Annotated in this window: 17 protein-coding genes; 12 read left to right on the forward strand and 5 right to left on the reverse strand. The window is 67.6% G+C overall.

Translation table 11 applies throughout. From position 1 onward, the window contains the following. Positions 1-30: 30 nt before the first annotated feature. From panD to ACPCXD_RS08740, 7 genes are all read left to right on the forward strand, one after another. Positions 31-468, forward strand: a complete 438-nt coding sequence (panD, locus tag ACPCXD_RS08710) for an aspartate 1-decarboxylase (RefSeq protein ID WP_016692992.1) — start codon at positions 31-33, stop codon at positions 466-468. A 2-nt stretch (positions 469-470) separates the two neighbouring features. After that, on the forward strand, positions 471-1,304 hold the full coding sequence (locus tag ACPCXD_RS08715) for a type III pantothenate kinase (RefSeq protein WP_088899059.1): 834 nt from the start codon (positions 471-473) through the stop codon (positions 1,302-1,304). A 93-nt stretch (positions 1,305-1,397) separates the two neighbouring features. Beyond that, positions 1,398-1,883 carry a rhodanese-like domain-containing protein gene (locus ACPCXD_RS08720; protein ID WP_160876943.1) on the forward strand — a complete coding sequence of 162 codons (486 nt, stop codon included), beginning with the start codon at positions 1,398-1,400 and terminating at the stop codon, positions 1,881-1,883. Positions 1,884-1,981: 98 nt separating this feature from the next. After that, positions 1,982-3,448, forward strand: a complete 1,467-nt coding sequence (gene lysS / locus ACPCXD_RS08725; protein WP_202400301.1) for a lysine--tRNA ligase — start codon at positions 1,982-1,984, stop codon at positions 3,446-3,448. Positions 3,449-3,543: 95 nt separating this feature from the next. Beyond that, the gene (locus ACPCXD_RS08730; protein WP_006550504.1) at positions 3,544-3,903 is read left to right on the forward strand and encodes a histone-like nucleoid-structuring protein Lsr2; all 360 of its coding nucleotides are present in this window, start codon (positions 3,544-3,546) and stop codon (positions 3,901-3,903) included. Positions 3,904-4,053: 150 nt separating this feature from the next. Beyond that, complete coding sequence (locus ACPCXD_RS08735) at positions 4,054-5,484, forward strand: phospholipase D-like domain-containing protein (RefSeq protein ID WP_160876945.1); 1,431 nt, start codon at positions 4,054-4,056, stop codon at positions 5,482-5,484. Positions 5,485-5,754: 270 nt separating this feature from the next. Continuing rightward, complete coding sequence (locus tag ACPCXD_RS08740; RefSeq protein WP_026061301.1) at positions 5,755-8,298, forward strand: ATP-dependent Clp protease ATP-binding subunit; 2,544 nt, start codon at positions 5,755-5,757, stop codon at positions 8,296-8,298. 106 nt (positions 8,299-8,404) lie between these two features. On the opposite strand, the gene ACPCXD_RS08745 is transcribed toward ACPCXD_RS08740, so the two are convergent. Continuing rightward, entirely contained in the window at positions 8,405-8,995 is a 591-nt protein-coding gene (locus ACPCXD_RS08745; RefSeq protein ID WP_202400302.1) for a TIGR03086 family metal-binding protein, read from the reverse strand. 137 nt (positions 8,996-9,132) lie between these two features. Between ACPCXD_RS08745 and ACPCXD_RS08750 the strand changes: the two genes are divergently transcribed. Next, entirely contained in the window at positions 9,133-9,777 is a 645-nt protein-coding gene (locus tag ACPCXD_RS08750; RefSeq protein ID WP_229566909.1) for an MBL fold metallo-hydrolase, read from the forward strand. 23 nt (positions 9,778-9,800) lie between these two features. Here ACPCXD_RS08750 and ACPCXD_RS08755 read toward each other — a convergent pair whose 3' ends face one another. Then, a complete protein-coding gene (locus tag ACPCXD_RS08755) occupies positions 9,801-10,427 on the reverse strand; it encodes a TetR/AcrR family transcriptional regulator (protein ID WP_229566911.1) in 627 nt (208 codons plus the stop codon). Between the two features lie 120 nt (positions 10,428-10,547). Here ACPCXD_RS08755 and ACPCXD_RS08760 point away from each other — a divergent pair, with 120 nt between their 5' ends. The 3 genes from ACPCXD_RS08760 (at position 10,548) to ACPCXD_RS08770 (ending at position 13,152) form a co-directional block, all read left to right on the forward strand. Then, a complete protein-coding gene (locus tag ACPCXD_RS08760) occupies positions 10,548-11,846 on the forward strand; it encodes an oxygenase MpaB family protein (RefSeq protein WP_423659238.1) in 1,299 nt (432 codons plus the stop codon). 117 nt (positions 11,847-11,963) lie between these two features. Then, on the forward strand, positions 11,964-12,404 hold the full coding sequence (locus ACPCXD_RS08765) for an OsmC family protein (protein ID WP_160876955.1): 441 nt from the start codon (positions 11,964-11,966) through the stop codon (positions 12,402-12,404). A 61-nt stretch (positions 12,405-12,465) separates the two neighbouring features. Continuing rightward, entirely contained in the window at positions 12,466-13,152 is a 687-nt protein-coding gene (locus ACPCXD_RS08770) for a DsbA family oxidoreductase (protein ID WP_120281270.1), read from the forward strand. Here ACPCXD_RS08770 and ACPCXD_RS08775 read toward each other — a convergent pair. Both ACPCXD_RS08775 and ACPCXD_RS08780 read right to left on the reverse strand, forming a co-directional pair. After that, positions 13,142-13,672: a DUF1990 domain-containing protein gene (locus ACPCXD_RS08775; RefSeq protein WP_229566913.1), complete on the reverse strand. Its 531-nt coding sequence runs from the start codon at positions 13,670-13,672 to the stop codon at positions 13,142-13,144. The genes ACPCXD_RS08770 and ACPCXD_RS08775 overlap by 11 nt on opposite strands. A gap of 1 nt (position 13,673) precedes the next feature. Next, complete coding sequence (locus tag ACPCXD_RS08780) at positions 13,674-13,979, reverse strand: antibiotic biosynthesis monooxygenase family protein (RefSeq protein WP_006550495.1); 306 nt, start codon at positions 13,977-13,979, stop codon at positions 13,674-13,676. A 33-nt stretch (positions 13,980-14,012) separates the two neighbouring features. On the opposite strand from ACPCXD_RS08780, the gene ACPCXD_RS08785 reads away from it, so the two are divergent. Beyond that, on the forward strand, positions 14,013-14,768 hold the full coding sequence (locus ACPCXD_RS08785) for an alpha/beta fold hydrolase (protein WP_229566914.1): 756 nt from the start codon (positions 14,013-14,015) through the stop codon (positions 14,766-14,768). On the opposite strand, the gene ACPCXD_RS08790 is transcribed toward ACPCXD_RS08785, so the two are convergent. Continuing rightward, positions 14,765-15,649 carry an iron-sulfur binding domain-containing protein gene (locus ACPCXD_RS08790; protein WP_229566915.1) on the reverse strand — a complete coding sequence of 295 codons (885 nt, stop codon included), beginning with the start codon at positions 15,647-15,649 and terminating at the stop codon, positions 14,765-14,767. The genes ACPCXD_RS08785 and ACPCXD_RS08790 overlap by 4 nt on opposite strands. Positions 15,650-15,653 lie beyond the last annotated feature (4 nt).

Below are 15,653 nucleotides of genomic sequence, written 5' to 3' on the forward strand. Positions count from 1 at the left end.
TCGGAAACGAGAAAGAAACCGAGGACGAGCATGTTCCGCACCATGATGAAGTCGAAGATCCACCGCGCCACGGTCACCCACGCGGATCTGCACTATGTCGGTTCGGTGACCGTCGACCAGGATCTGATGGATGCCGCGGATCTGCTCGAGGGCGAGCAGGTCTGCATCGTCGACATCGACAACGGCGCCCGGCTCGAGACGTACGTCATCGCCGGTGAGCGTGGATCGGGCATCATCGGGATCAACGGCGCCGCAGCACGTCTCGTCAGCCCCGGCGATCTCGTCATCCTCATCGCCTACGGCGTGATGAACGAGCAGGAGTGCAAGGACTACGACCCGCGCGTGGTGTTCGTCGACGCCGACAACCGTCAGGTCGAGCTCGGCAACGACCCCGCCCACGCTCCCGAGGGCTCGGGCCTGATCACGCCGCGCATGCTGTCGACCCTCGACTCGCCGTCCCTGGTCTAGAGGTGCTCCTCACCGTCGACGTCCGCAACACCAACATCGTCCTGGGGGTGTTCGCGGGCAGCGGCTCGCACGCGCGGCTGCTGCGCGACTGGCGCGTCCGTACCGACCCCAGGATGACCGCCGATGAGATCGCCCTGCTGTTCCGCGGTCTGCTCGGTGAATCCGCCGAGCAGGTCACCGGGGTGGCGGCCCTGTCGACCGTGCCGTCGGTGCTGCGCGAGCTGCGCGTCATGCTCGACCGCTACTGGTCGTCGGTGCCGCACGTCGTGGTGGAGCCGGGCGTGCGCACGGGAGTGCCGCTGCTGGTGGACAATCCGAAGGAGGTCGGCGCCGACCGCATCGTCAACAGTCTGGCGGCCTACCACTTCTACGGATCCCCGTGCATCGTCGTGGATTTCGGAACGTCCACGTGCGTCGACGTCGTGTCGGGCAAGGGGGAGTTCCTCGGCGGTTCCATCGCTCCGGGTGTGGAGATCTCGATGGATGCGCTGGCGTCGCGGTCGGCGGCGCTGCGGAAGGTCGAATTGCTCCGTCCCCGAGGTGTTCTGGGTAAGAACACCGTCGAGTGCATGCAGTCCGGGGCCGTCTTCGGGTTCGCCGGGATGGTCGACGGCATCGTGCGGCGGATCTGCGCCGAGGTGCCCGGCTTCGACGGCGACGACGTGGCCGTCATCGGCACCGGCGACAGTGCGCCGCTGATCATGCCGGAGTCGCGCACCCTCGAGCATCACGAGCCGGATCTGACCCTCGAGGGGCTGCGTCTGGTGTACGAGCGGAACCAGGCGAGACGAGCGGCACGCGGAACTGCGGGTTCCGCTGAGCGTCATTCTGTGTAAAGATGTTCCTCGTGATCCGTTGCATGAGCACCCAGGAGTGTTGTCGAGGCTGACCGCCGCCTCGACCGATAACACTTTCCTGGGAGTTCTCTCATGCGCGCTGCGCTTCTTTCCACCACTTCTGTTTCCACCGCTGCTCCGGTTGCCGCTTCCACGGTTGCCACTACTGCTCCGGTCGCCTTCCACCGGCTCGCCGTCGAGCGCACGTACCCCACCGAACTGGCCGCAGCGGTCGCCCGCGGCGCCGTCGTCGTCGACATCCGCTCGAACGCCGAACGTGCCGCTCAGGGAACACTTCCCGGCGCGCTGGCCATCTCCGCCGATCTCGTCGCCGAGCGGCTCGATCCGAGCGGCCCGGGCCGTCTCGCCCTCGCCGTCGACCGCGACGTCGAATGGATCCTCGTCTCGTCCGACGGCGCGAGCTCGCACGGTGTGGTCACCGAACTGCACGCGCAGGGTCTGCGCCGGGTCACCCACCTCGCCGGAGGCTACGACGCCATCCGCGCGGCCCGCCTGGTCGGCGCAGTCGCCGAGGCCCAGCACGTCGCGCAGGACGTGGCGCGGGTCACCGCTCACTGAAAGCGCGCATCTGCAGGATTGACGACCCCGGGTGTCCGATAGTCTGGTTACCCGTGAGTGATGCCACCGTTCAGCAGCCCGACGACACCCCCGAGCAGATGCGGGTCCGCCGCGAGAAGCGCGAACGGCTCCTGGCACAGGGTTCGGACGCCTATCCCGTCGAGATCCCGCGCACCCATACGCTTGCGGAGATCCGCGCCGAGTATCCCGACCTCGAACCCGACACCGCCACCGGCACCGTCGTGGGCGTCGCCGGCCGCGTGATGTTCTCGCGCAACACCGGCAAGCTGTGCTTCGCGACGCTGCAGGAGGGCGACGGCACCCAGCTGCAGGTCATGCTCAGCCTCGCCGGCGTCGGCGAGGAGGCGCTCGCCGCCTGGAAGTCCGAGGTCGACCTCGGCGACATCGTGTTCGTGCACGGCGAGGTCATCAGCTCCCGTCGCGGTGAGCTCAGCGTCATGGCCGACTCGTGGACCATGGCATCGAAGGCGCTGCGTCCGCTGCCCGTCGCGCACAAGGAGATGAACGAAGAGGCGCGGGTGCGTCAGCGCTACGTCGACCTCATCGTGCGTCCCGAAGCACGTCGCAACGCACGCATGCGTGTCGCGGTGGTGCGCGAGCTGCGCAACGCGCTCGAGCGCCGCGGCTTCCTCGAGGTCGAGACGCCCATGCTGCAGACCCTGCACGGCGGTGCGGCGGCCCGCCCGTTCGTGACGCACTCGAACGCGCTCGACATCGACCTGTACCTGCGTATCGCGCCGGAACTGTTCCTCAAGCGCTGCGTGGTCGGCGGTATCGAGAAGGTCTTCGAGATCAACCGCAATTTCCGTAACGAGGGTGCCGACTCGACGCACTCGCCGGAATTCTCGATGCTCGAAACGTACGAGGCGTACGGCACCTACGACGATTCGGCGCGGATGATCCGCGAGATCATCCAGGAGGTCGCGTTCGCGGTCTTCGGCAGCCATGTGGTGACGCTCGCCGACGGTACGGAATACGACCTCGGGGGTGAATGGAAAACTCTCGAAATGTATCCCTCGCTGTCCGAGGCGATCGGCACGGACGTGACCCCCGACACCACCCTCGAGGAATTGACCGCGCTTGCGGATCGCGTCGGTCTGGAGATTCCCGAGGGCAAGGGCTGGGGCCACGGCAAGCTCGTCGAGGAACTCTGGGAGCACATGTGCGGCGACCAGCTGCACGAGCCGACCTTCGTGCGTGATTTCCCCGTCGAGACGTCGCCGCTGACACGCGATCACCGCACGGTGCGCGGGGTCACCGAGAAATGGGATCTGTACGTCCGCGGTTTCGAACTCGCCACGGGTTACTCGGAACTCGTCGATCCGGTGATCCAGCGCGAGCGTTTCGTCGACCAAGCGCGACTGGCCTCGGAAGGTGACGACGAGGCGATGGCCCTGGACGAGGATTTCCTCGCCGCGATGGAACAGGGAATGCCGCCGACCACCGGTACCGGAATGGGAATCGACCGTCTGCTGATGGCACTTACCGGTCTGGGAATCCGCGAAACAATCCTGTTCCCGATTGTCCGACCGAACACCCGTTAATCGGATTTCGCCGCTCCATATTGCGATGCGTTAATCGGCGGGTAGTGTGGTGCCCGTCCCGCGGGGGGAAGCGCATGCGAGAGGATTTGCACCACATGGCGAAGAAAGTCACTGTCACCCTGATCGACGATGTGGATCAGGAATCGGCGGCGGACGAATCGGTGGAGTTCGGTCTCGACGGAGTGACGTACGAGATCGACCTTTCCGAGGACAATGCGGCACGGCTGCGCGAGCAGTTGGAATTCTGGATCGAACACGCTCGCAAGGTCGGCGGCCGTAAGCGGAGCAAGACCGCGGCCGGAACTGCGCCGGCTGCGCGCAAGAGCGGATCCGGAAGTGCGGGTCGCGAGCAGACGGCCGCTATCCGTGAATGGGCACGGAACAACGATCTGCCGGTTTCGGCGCGTGGCCGAATCTCTGCGGAGATCGTCGAGGCGTACAACAAGGCGCACTGACGGAATCCTCGTCCGTGGGGCGTCGTCCATCCGTGGACGGCGCCCCACAGTCGTCGGTGGACGGGTTCGGTTGTGGCACAGTGGCGCCCGTCACACCACCCGATGGTATGGACGACCCGGCACGATGCGCTCGGGGAGTAGCATCCGCTCATGGCCGAGACCGTGCTCGAACCGGGTTCCACCTGCTGGCGAATCGCGCGAGCGGAGAGGCTGACCTGCATAGTCGACGCCGCCGACTATTTCCGTCACGCCAAGGCGGCGATGCTCCGGGCGGAAAAGCGCATCATGCTGATCGGGTGGGATTTCGACACCCGCATCAAGTTCGAACCCGAAGGTGCAACTCTCGAGGGACCGAACAAACTCGGTGAATTCCTCGAATGGCTCCCCGAGCGGCGCCCCGGTCTCGATATTTATCTGCTCAAGTGGAACATCGGTGCGTTCAGTGCACTGGCGCGTGGAATGACGCCGGTGTTCGTGCTCGATTGGCTCACCGACCCACGCCTGCACTTCGAAATCGACGGGGCGCATCCTGTGGGCGCGGCGCATCATCAGAAAATTCTCGTCGTCGACGACAGCATCGCTTTCTGCGGCGGTATCGATATGACCGTCGATCGCTGGGACACCCCGGATCATCCGGACCGGAGCAAATACCGCCGGGAGCCGAGCGGTAAACGCTACGGACCGTGGCACGACGTGACGACCGCCGTCGACGGTGACGCCGCGCGGGCCCTCGGCGACCAGGCCCGCGCCCGGTGGAAGGCGGCCACGGGCGAGGAACTCGATCCCGTGCCGGAGCCGGAACCCATCTGGCCCGACGATCTCGAGCCCACCCTCCACGGTGTGGACGTCGGTATCGCTCGCACGTTGCCCGCCTACGACGGGAAGGACGGTGTCCACGAGATCGAGGCGCTGTATCTGTCGGTGATCGAGAAGGCCCGGCACACCCTCTACCTCGAGAGCCAGTACCTCGCCTCGCGCAGGATCGCGGACGCGCTCGCCGAACGACTGCAGGAACCGGACGGCCCCGAGATCGTCGTGGTGATCCCGCGCAACGCCGAGGGCTGGCTCGAACGCAAGGCGATGGACGGTGCCCGCCGGGCCCTGCTGCACATGCTGTGGGAGGCCGACGTGCACGGCCGATTCGCGGCCTACTATCCCGTCACCGCCGGCGGCGAGCCGATCTACGTGCACGCGAAGGTCGTCGTCATGGACGAGACGCTGCTGCGGATCGGGTCGTCGAACCTGAACAACCGTTCGATGGGCTTCGACACCGAATGCGATCTGGCCATCGAGTCCGCCGAGCCCGGCGACGCGGTCGGCCGCGCCGCCGTCGAGCTGCGCAACATCCTGGTGGCGGAACATCTCGACGTCGACCCCGAGGTGATCGCCGAGGCCACGAAGGACGGCGGTTCGCTCATCTCCACCATCGAGCGGCTGCGCGGTCCGGGACGTTCGCTGCGGCCGTTCGAACCGGGTACGGTGTCGGACGAGGACAGTGTCCTCGCAGAAAGTGCTCTGGCCGACCCCGAACGCGCCTCGCGGAGTTTCGGACGCAGGATCGAGCGATTCTTCGCCCGTTGATCTCCCACTGCCGCTGTTCGCTTGTGGCGTACAGCTTGCGGAAACGTATCCGCCACGTGCAGCGTTAACTTCTGAAACCGGGTTTTCTCGCCGCCTTCCGAAGGGTAGAGGGAAAGCGAGTCGATACCACGACCACTAGAGTGTGGAGTGGGAGCTTGGAACCTCTGAAAGGTTCCGACGAACGACTCGAGTGCCGGAGCTTAAGAGCGGCAGCAGGGTGCGGGACGATCGGCGTACCGGACCGGCGGCCGGAGAGTGTGAGGGAGTGCGATGTTCGAAAGGTTCACCGATCGCGCGCGGCGCGTCGTTGTCCTGGCTCAAGAAGAGGCCAGGATGCTCAACCACAACTACATCGGCACGGAGCACATCCTCCTCGGCCTCATCCACGAGGGTGAGGGTGTGGCGGCGAAGTCGCTCGAGTCGTTGGGTATCTCCCTCGAAGGTGTGCGCAGCCAGGTCGAAGAGATCATCGGCCAGGGTCAGCAGGCGCCCTCGGGGCACATTCCCTTCACTCCTCGTGCCAAGAAGGTCCTCGAGCTGAGCCTTCGCGAAGCGCTCCAGCTCGGACACAACTACATCGGTACCGAACACATCCTGCTCGGTCTCATCCGCGAGGGTGAGGGCGTGGCGGCGCAGGTGCTCGTCAAGCTCGGCGCCGACCTCAACCGGGTGCGTCAGCAGGTCATCCAGCTGCTGTCCGGTTACCAGGGCAAGGAGCCCGCAGAATCCGGCACGAGCCGTGGCGAGACCGGCACTCCGTCCACGTCGCTCGTCCTGGACCAGTTCGGCCGTAACCTCACGCAGGCAGCTCTCGAGGGCAAGCTCGACCCGGTCATCGGCCGGGCGAAGGAGATCGAGCGCGTCATGCAGGTGCTGTCGCGTCGTACGAAGAACAACCCGGTGCTCATCGGCGAGCCGGGTGTCGGTAAGACCGCCGTCGTCGAGGGCCTCGCGCAGGCCATCGTCAACGGTGAGGTCCCCGAGACCCTCAAGGACAAGCAGCTCTACACGCTCGACCTGGGCTCGCTCGTCGCCGGTAGCCGTTACCGCGGTGATTTCGAGGAACGCCTGAAGAAGGTCCTCAAGGAGATCAACAGCCGCGGTGACATCATCCTGTTCATCGACGAGCTGCACACGCTCGTCGGTGCCGGTGCTGCCGAGGGCGCGATCGACGCCGCGTCGATCCTCAAGCCCAAGCTCGCCCGCGGTGAGCTGCAGACCATCGGTGCGACGACCCTCGACGAGTACCGCAAGTACATCGAGAAGGACGCCGCTCTCGAGCGCCGCTTCCAGCCGGTGCAGGTCGGGGAGCCGACGGTGGAGCACACCATCGAGATCCTCAAGGGTCTGCGCGACCGCTACGAGGCGCACCACCGCGTCTCGATCACCGACAAGGCGCTCGTCGCGTCGGCAACTCTCGCCGACCGCTACATCAACGACCGCTTCCTGCCGGACAAGGCGATCGACCTCATCGACGAGGCCGGCGCCCGCATGCGCATCCGTCGCATGACCGCGCCGCCGGACCTGCGCGAGTTCGACGACAAGATCGCCGATGCCCGTCGCGAGAAGGAGTCGGCGATCGACGCGCAGGACTTCGAGAAGGCCGCGAGCCTGCGCGACAAGGAGAAGCAGCTCGTCGCGCAGCGTGCCGAGCGCGAGAAGCAGTGGCGTGCGGGCGATCTCGACGTCATCGCCGAGGTCGACGAGGAGCAGATCGCCGAGGTCCTCGCCAACTGGACCGGTATCCCGGTGTTCAAGCTCACCGAGGAGGAGACCACGCGTCTGCTCCGCATGGAGGAGGAGCTGCACAAGCGGATCATCGGCCAGGAGGACGCCGTCAAGGCCGTCGCCAAGGCGATCCGTCGTACGCGTGCCGGCCTGAAGGACCCGAAGCGTCCGTCCGGTTCGTTCATCTTCGCCGGTCCGTCCGGTGTGGGTAAGACGGAGCTGTCCAAGGCCCTCGCGAACTTCCTGTTCGGCGAGGACGACGCGCTCATCCAGATCGACATGGGCGAGTTCCACGACCGCTTCACCGCGTCGCGCCTGTTCGGTGCACCTCCCGGCTACGTCGGATACGAAGAGGGCGGCCAGCTCACCGAGAAGGTGCGCCGCAAGCCGTTCTCCGTGGTTCTGTTCGACGAGATCGAGAAGGCCCACCAGGAGATCTACAACACCCTCCTGCAGGTCCTCGAGGACGGTCGCCTCACCGACGGTCAGGGACGCACGGTCGACTTCAAGAACACCGTGCTGATCTTCACGTCGAACCTGGGCACCGCCGACATCTCGAAGGCCGTCGGGCTCGGCTTCTCGGCCGGAACGGGCGAGCAGTCGAACTACGAGCGGATGAAGAACAAGGTCCACGACGAGCTGAAGAAGCATTTCCGGCCCGAGTTCCTCAACCGTATCGACGACATCATCGTCTTCCACCAGCTCACGCAGGAGCAGATCATCCAGATGGTCGACCTCATGGTCGGACGTGTGGAGACGCAGCTGAAGAACAAGGACATGGGTATCGAGCTCACCGAGAAGGCGAAGTCGCTGCTCGCCAAGCGCGGCTTCGACCCGGTGCTCGGCGCACGTCCGCTGCGTCGCACGATCCAGCGCGAGATCGAGGATCAGCTCTCCGAGAAGATCCTGTTCGGCGAGATCGGCGCAGGCCAGATCGTCCTGGTCGACGTCGAGGGCTGGGACGGCGAGGGCGCCGGCGAGAACGCGAAGTTCACGTTCACGCCGAGCGAGAAGCCGGCCGAGGTTCCGGACACCCCGGCGGTCGCGCTGGCCAAGTCCAGCGAGGGCGAGTCCGAAGCCGGATAAGCGTTCGCCGGTTCGCACCGGCCGGCAGCCCGGCCGGTTCACACCGGACAACGGTTCACACGAGAGGGGCGGCACCCGGAAGGGTGTCGCCCCTCTCGCTGTACGTTCAGCCTCGTCGACCGGACCAGGGGGCGCCGGCGCGCCCCACCCAGTTCACGAGACGCTCGGTCGGGCCGGCGTCCGGCGCGGGCGTGACCGGTGGACCGAAGGGAAATCCCTCGCGAGGTGATTCGGGCAGGGTGATCTTCATGATCTCGAGGGCTGCCTCCGCGAGTGCCGGGTCGGCCTCCGTATCCTGTCCGGTGGCGACGGCGATGTCCCAGCCGTGCACGAGCAGTTCGTCGAGCTCCATGAACAGCGCGACCCGGCCGGGAAAAGTACCCCAGGGGGCGGTGACGGGCTTGTCCAGGAGGGCGTCGTCGTCCCACACCTGCCAGAAGCGGTCGGCCGCGGCATCGAGCACGGCCGGCCAGTCGTCGTTCTCGGAGGTGAGGAATTCCGGGACGGTGCGGGGATCGCGCCCGGAACCGATGGCCGCGCTCCGTTCGAGGGTCGCAGTGAGGTGGCCGATAAGTGTGCGGACGTCGAACTCGGGACACGGGGTGGGAGCGGCGAGGTGCTCGATCGAGACACCACCGACGATCCGGCGTGCGCGGTCCAGGGCCGCGCGGACGAGTGGGCGTGGATCCTGCTGCATCGTGGTCACCGCTCCATGCTGCGCCTGTGCCTGCCGCTCCACCCGAGGATTTCCGGACTCGTCCTTCCGCACTTGACCTCCAGTCGGCTCGAGGTTGCACGGTGGTGGTGACCGGACGACGACCAGGAGGTATCGCGATGCGGAAAGTACTGCCCGATCTGTGGGAGACGCAGGAGGACAACCCGTTCCCGGGGCTGAGGACGCACGCCTATCTGTGGACCGGGAAGAACAACGTGCTCTTCTACTCGGTCGCGGGTGAGGCCGATTTCGACGAACTGGACCGCCTCGGGGGGATCACCGACCAGTACCTGTCCCACCAGGACGAGGCCGGCCCGATGCTCGACAGGATCGCCGAGCGCTTCGGATCGAGACTCCACGCGGCAGCGGCGGAGACCGACATGGTCGGCCGGCACGCCCGCATCGACGTCCCGCTGACGGAACGTCATGTGGACGACAACGGGGTGGAGATCGTTCCGACGCCCGGGCACACGGTGGGCAGCATCTGCTATCTGGTGCCCGGCGCGGACGGAGCCCGCTACCTGTTCACCGGCGACACGCTGTACCGCGGTGCTTCGGGGACGTGGCGGGCCGGCTACATCGAGGGGATGAGCGACGCCCGTGCGCTCGCCGACAGTCTGCGCCTGTTGGCGACGACGGAACCCGATGTGGTGATCTCGGGTGCGTTCGCGGGGGAGTCGGGCGTGCACCGGATCGACCCCCGGGAATGGCCCGCCCACATCGACCGGGCGCTGACCGGGTTGTCGGCCGTCGTGCAGGGCTGAGCCGGGCGCTTGCCCGGACCGGCTCATCTGCCGATGGTCGGCATGTGCGCGGTGAGTGTCGACAGGGTGCTGGCGACGATCTCGGTGAGTTCGTCGGGGCGGATGTCGAGCGTGCCGTCGAGCCAGCCGCGGACGAGCTCGACGGCACCGGCCATGACGACCACCGCGCACAGTTCTGCCTGCCGGGAGTCGAGGCGGGTGCCCACCGCGTCGCTCTGCTTGGCGAGTTCGTCGGCGGTGGACCGGATGAACGCGCTCTTCCGCTCGGCGAGCGGGGGCGCGTCGGAGATGAGGAAGCGGCCCTGCTGGGGATTGCGTTCGACGGCGCCGACGATCGCTCCCACCGCGGCGCGCGCCTTGGCGTGCAGCTCGTCGGGGGCCGCCGCGATGGCGTCGACAGCGCGTTCGAGCAGGGTCGCGCCGAGCTCGTCGTAGGCGGTGGTGACGAGGTCGGTCATGTCGGTGAAGCTCTCGTAGAAGAAGCGCGGGCCGACTCCCGCGGTGGCCGCGACCTTCCGTACCGTCGCCGCCGACCAGCCCTCGTCGGCGACGACGTCGATCACCGCGTTCTGGAGACGCGTGCGCCGTTCGGCGCGCCGATCGGCCGGCGCGACGCCGCGATATGCGCGGGTGGCTTCGGGCTCGGACACATCGTCGAGTGTGGCACAACACGACCGACCTTCCGGAATCGACCGATTCCGGAATCAAGTGTTTACTAATTGTGGAATCCTTGTCATAGTCGGTCCCCGACATCCGGACGAGGAGGAAACGTGACGATCGATGCCCCGTCGACTGCCCACCTGCACGACCGAACCGATCGACTCGCACCGAAGCCGATCCTGCGAGAGGGCGGCCCGCGTCTGGCGATGTCGTTGCTCGCCGGCGACTCGGTGCGACCCACCCGGGCCCAGGCCCGGGCGTTCGCCAAGTTCGCGCACACCTGCGATCCCGTGGCCGACGATCTGGTCGCCGCGATGCGCCGCGACCGGCTCCGCATCCGCACGCAGTTCGAGCAGGCACTCGAACACGGCATCGAGACCGTGGACGATCCCGCACCCGAGGTGGCAGCGTTCATCGCCACCCTCGACGACGTGCCGTTCTGGGTCGACTACGACAAGCTCGATCTCGCCGCGCGGGCGATCGCGCGGATGCCGATGAGCACCCTCATGGCGTTCACCACCGCCATCGCCTTCCCGGCCAGCTACGTCTCCCCGCGCGTCAACGACGTGCTGCTGCGCGGTGGCGACCTCGCGAAGCGCGCCGCGGGTCGGATCGTCGAGACGGTCTCGTGGTCGATGGACTGCACGGCGCCCGGTGGAATGGAGCGCTTCGGAGCGGGGACGAAGAACACCGCCCGCGTCCGCGTCGTGCACGCCTACATCCGTGCCGGGATCGATCGGGTCGACGACTGGAACACCGACACGCACGGCCGGCCCGTGAACCAGCTGCACTACTGCGTGACGATGATCCCGATCGCCGGGGTGGCCCTCGCCGTCATGGCGGCCGGGCACTGGTACTCGCGACGTGAGCGCGACGCGATCGTCCACCTCTACCGCTATGTCGCCCACACCATGGGCGTGACGGCGGAACTGCAGGTCACCTCCCTCGACGAGCTCCTGCGTCTGATCTGGCTGGCGGTCTGGTCGGAGGTCGACCCCGACGACTCGTCCGCCGCTCTCACCGAGGCCGCGTTGAAGGCCGTCCCTCGCATCTACGGGGTCGACGGCCCCGGCGCGGTGAACCGCATCAGGAGCTGGGTGCACTATCACTTCCACGCCGACCTGGCCCGCCTGTCGCTCGGCTCCGGATACGCCGACGCCGTGGGAGTTCCGCGACTGAGTCCGATGGCGGCGCTGTATCCGGTGTGGTTCGCGCGCAATCTCGTACGCGACCGCCTCAGTGTCCTGGTGCCCGGAGGCGCCGGGCGCGCCGCCCGGCGGGGTCACGCCGAGCGCATGCAGGAGATCGCCGAGGTGAAGCGGCGACTCGAGGTGCGGCCCTACGAACGGGACGGAGCCGTGCAGTCGATCCGCGAACGCGACCGCGAACTCCGGGCGCGATCGGCCTGATCCGGACATCGGGAACGCTCTGGCGCGAACAGCCCTCGCCACCATCGCGACTCTGCAAGTGTGGTTCGTGAAGGAACTGTCGCATGCAGAGCTGTCGCACGCAGAGAAGGAGAGGTCATGCCCACTCGTACCGCACGGACCGCATGGAACGGGGATCTGCAGAAGGGCTCCGGTCAGGTGGAGCTCACCAGCTCGGGCCGCGGCACGTTCGACGTGTCGTTCCCGAAACGCTCGGCGGAGAACGCGGACGGCACCACCAGCCCCGAGGAGCTCGTCGCCGCCGCGCATTCGTCGTGCTACGCGATGCAGTTGTCCGCACTGATCGCGGAGGCGGGCGGCACACCGCAGAGCCTCGAGGTCACCGCCGACGTCTCGCTGGGGCCCGACCCGGCGGGCGGATTCCGGCTCACCGGAATCGAACTGAAGGTGCGGGGTGAGGTCGACGGCCTCGACGCCGACGGCTTCGTCAAGGCCGCAGAGGACGCGAAGGCGGGATGCCCCGTGAGCAAGGCACTCACCGGCGTCGAGATCTCCCTGGACGCCGCCCTCGAGGGCTGACCGGGTCCGTGGACCGATCGGCCCGGGAACAGAGCACGTCAGGGGCGGGTTGTACCCGAATATGAGCATGCCCGACGTACTTCTCCCCACAGCCCACATCGAGATCTGGTCCGACATCGCCTGCCCCTGGTGCTACATCGGCAAGCGGCGCTTCGCGGAGGCGCTCGAGTCCTTCGACGATCGCGACCGGATCGAGGTCACCTGGAGGTCGTACCAGCTCTCGCCCGACACACCGGTCGGGCGACGGGTCCCCGAGATCGAGGCGCTCGTCGCGATGAAGGGGATGCCGGCCGAGCAGGTCAGGCAGATGTTCGCCCAGGTCTCGGACACCGCTGCCGACGTGGGACTCGAGATCGACTTCGACAACGTCGTCGCCGCCAACACGTTCGATGCGCACCGGCTCGCACATCTGGCCGGCGACAAGCGCGACGAGGTCCTCGAGGCGTTGTTCCGTGCGCATTTCGTCGACGGCGAGGTGGTCGACGATGTGGATGTCCTCGTGAAGGTCGCCACCGAGGTCGGGCTCGATCCGGAGTCGACGCGCGCGGCCCTCGACGGCGACGATCCCGCCGGTGAGGCCGCGGCCGACGCCGTGACCGCCGATCTCTTCGACGCGCGACGGATCGGCGTGCAGGGGGTGCCGTTCTTCGTGGCCAACCGCGCCGTCGCGGTGTCGGGTGCGCAGCCGGTGGACGTCTTCCGTCAGTTCCTGCGCAAGGCCGTCGACGACGTGACGGTCAAGCTGTGAGTGCCGCGAGATAACGTCGCGCGATCTGTTGCTGGAGCAGGTGCCCGACGGGACCGGCCAGCTTCGTGTACCAGCGGGCGGGGCGGGAGAACGCGAGCACCGTTCCCCGCACCCGCCCGTCCGCGGTGCGCTCGACGACGAAGGTCTCCTCGCCGCTGGCGGGATGACCGGGGAGTGTGCCGTAGGTGAACCCGCGTACGTCCGCGGTGTCGACGATCTCGATCACGCGGCACCGCGCCGACGCGCGCACCGGTCCGAGACCGAAGCCCAGATCCACTTCGACGCCGGGTACTGCGAGAGGTGTACCGGCCGGGATCCGCATGCCCGCGCCGCGATGCATGTCCCACGAGAACAACCGGGCAGCGGCGACCTCGAACACGGTGTCGCCGCTGCCCAGTTCGCTCTCGACCTTCAGGTGCCGATAACCGGAGGGGAGCGGCGCCTCGCCCCGGAAGGCACGCAGACTCGCTCCCACCTCCGGATAGGTGAACTCACGCCCGGACCCGCCGGACGCGGACATCTCAGGACTTCTTGACGTCGAGGACGACCTCGAACTCGAGGAGCGAGGCGCCGGTCGCGACGGGCTTCTTCGCCTCACCCGCGTGGGCGGCACGTGCGTCGCCGTCGCGCCACGCGGCGAAGTCCTCCTCGGACTCCCACTGCGTCACCACGAAGTACCGGTTCTCGCCGGCGGTGGGGCGGAGCAGCTGGAAACCCAGGAAGCCGGGGGAGTTGTCGACGGTGTGCGCCCGATTGGCGAATCGCTTCTCCAGCTCGGGGCCGGCGCCTTCGGGAACTTCGATTGCGTTGATCTTCACGACTGCCATGCGCGAGAGCCTACTCCGCTAACTTGGTCGATTGTGTTGCACGACGAGGGCGGAACCGGACGACCCATCCTGCTGTTGCACGGCCTCATGGGCAGCGCCCGCACGTGGCGTCGTCACGTGCCGTGGTTGCGCGGACACGGGCACGTGTACACCTTCGACGCCGCCGGTCACGGTCGTCCCGCTCCCGACGAACTCACCACCGAGGCGTTCGTCGCCGATCTCGCAGCCCAGCTCGCCGAGATCACCGAACCACTCGTCGTGATCGGGCATTCGATGGGCGCCCTGCACGCGTGGTGCTTCGCCGCCGCCCATCCCGAACGGGTCACCGCGCTGGTTCTCGAGGACATGGCGCCCGACTTCCGGGGACGCACGGCCGCGAACTGGGCGGCGATGATCGCGCAGTGGCCGCAACCGTTCTCCACCGAGGACGCGGTGTTCGACTTCTTCGGGCCCGTCGCGGGTCGCTACTTCCTCGACTCGTTCGTCCGCCGCGACGACGGCTGGTATCTGCACGGCGACGTCGAGACCTTCCGCGACATCTCGGAAGAGTGGGGGTCGCGGCACTTCTGGGACGAGTGGAACTCGATCCGCGTGCCCGCGCTGCTGCTCGAAGGCGAGTTCACCATCACCCCAGAGGGGCAGATGCGCCAGATGGCGACGCGACCCGGCACCGACCACGTCCTCGTCGACGGCGCCGGGCATCTCGTGCACGACGACCGGCCCGACGAGTTCCGCGCCGCCGTGGAGCGTTTCCTCACCGCGCACGAGTTCTCGGCGAGCCGACTCTAGGAGGTCGATCCCTCGCCGGCGAGCGCGAAGCGGCCGTCGTCGGTCTGCTCGACGAGACCGTCCACGAGCAGCGAATGCAGGGCGCGGTCGCGCTGGCCCGGATCCGTGGTCCACACGCTGTCGAGAACGGGTCGCTCCACAGGGACGCTGCTCTCGCGCAGTACCGCCATCAATCGTCCTCGCACCTGCCGGTCGGTGCCGGCGAACTTCTGCACCTTCCGGGGCGGTCCGTCGTGGGCGGGTCGCCCGGCCTGCACCCATGCGCACTCGGGCAGCGGGCAGCGCCCGCAATCGGGTGTGCGGGCGGTGCACACGGTCGCGCCGAGTTCCATCAGTGCCGCGGAGAAGGTCGCCGCACGAGCACGCTGACGCGGAAGGATCGCCTCGACATCGGCGAGATCCCGTGTGGTCGAGGGGTTTCCCGGCTCCGCCCGGCCGTGGACGGCGCGGGCGACGACCCGCCGTACGTTCGTGTCCACCACCGGCACACGCTGTCCGTACGCGAAGCACGCCACCGCTCGCGCGGTGTACGCGCCGACGCCGGGCAGGGTCAGCAGGACGTCGACGTCCTCGGGAACCCGATCGTCGTGCTCGGCGGCGAGTACGCCGGCGCACTCGTGCAGGCGCAGCGCGCGGCGCGGATAACCGAGCTTGCCCCACGCCCGCAACACCTCGGCCTGACTCGACGCGGCCATCGCGGACGGCACGGGCCAGCGCCGCACCCACTCCTCCCAGATCGGGGCGACCCGGGCGACCGGCGTCTGCTGCAACATGACCTCGGACATGAGGATCTGCCAGCCCGTCACCCCGTCGCGGCGCCACGGCAGGCCCCGCGCCTCGGCGGCATACCAGCGCAGCAACGACGGTGCGTCCACGGACATCTCG

The sequence above is a fragment of the Rhodococcus sp. AB351 genome, assembly GCF_049538275.1.
GTDB lineage: Bacteria > Actinomycetota > Actinomycetes > Mycobacteriales > Mycobacteriaceae > Rhodococcus.

What these genes read in the sequence shown, in the direction of transcription:
- panD (WP_016692992.1), top strand. Translation starts at nt 31, where the DNA reads ATGTTCCGCACCATGATGAAGTCGAAGATCCACCGCGCCACGGTCACC.
- ACPCXD_RS08720 (WP_160876943.1), top strand. Translation starts at nt 1,398, where the DNA reads ATGCGCGCTGCGCTTCTTTCCACCACTTCTGTTTCCACCGCTGCTCCG.
- lysS (WP_202400301.1), top strand. Translation starts at nt 1,982, where the DNA reads ATGCGGGTCCGCCGCGAGAAGCGCGAACGGCTCCTGGCACAGGGTTCG.
- ACPCXD_RS08730 (WP_006550504.1), top strand. Translation starts at nt 3,544, where the DNA reads ATGGCGAAGAAAGTCACTGTCACCCTGATCGACGATGTGGATCAGGAA.
- ACPCXD_RS08735 (WP_160876945.1), top strand. Translation starts at nt 4,054, where the DNA reads ATGGCCGAGACCGTGCTCGAACCGGGTTCCACCTGCTGGCGAATCGCG.
- ACPCXD_RS08740 (WP_026061301.1), top strand. Translation starts at nt 5,755, where the DNA reads ATGTTCGAAAGGTTCACCGATCGCGCGCGGCGCGTCGTTGTCCTGGCT.
- ACPCXD_RS08745 (WP_202400302.1), bottom strand. Translation starts at nt 8,995, where the DNA reads ATGCAGCAGGATCCACGCCCACTCGTCCGCGCGGCCCTGGACCGCGCA.
- ACPCXD_RS08750 (WP_229566909.1), top strand. Translation starts at nt 9,133, where the DNA reads ATGCGGAAAGTACTGCCCGATCTGTGGGAGACGCAGGAGGACAACCCG.
- ACPCXD_RS08765 (WP_160876955.1), top strand. Translation starts at nt 11,964, where the DNA reads ATGCCCACTCGTACCGCACGGACCGCATGGAACGGGGATCTGCAGAAG.
- ACPCXD_RS08770 (WP_120281270.1), top strand. Translation starts at nt 12,466, where the DNA reads ATGAGCATGCCCGACGTACTTCTCCCCACAGCCCACATCGAGATCTGG.
- ACPCXD_RS08775 (WP_229566913.1), bottom strand. Translation starts at nt 13,672, where the DNA reads ATGTCCGCGTCCGGCGGGTCCGGGCGTGAGTTCACCTATCCGGAGGTG.
- ACPCXD_RS08780 (WP_006550495.1), bottom strand. Translation starts at nt 13,979, where the DNA reads ATGGCAGTCGTGAAGATCAACGCAATCGAAGTTCCCGAAGGCGCCGGC.
- ACPCXD_RS08790 (WP_229566915.1), bottom strand. Translation starts at nt 15,649, where the DNA reads ATGTCCGTGGACGCACCGTCGTTGCTGCGCTGGTATGCCGCCGAGGCG.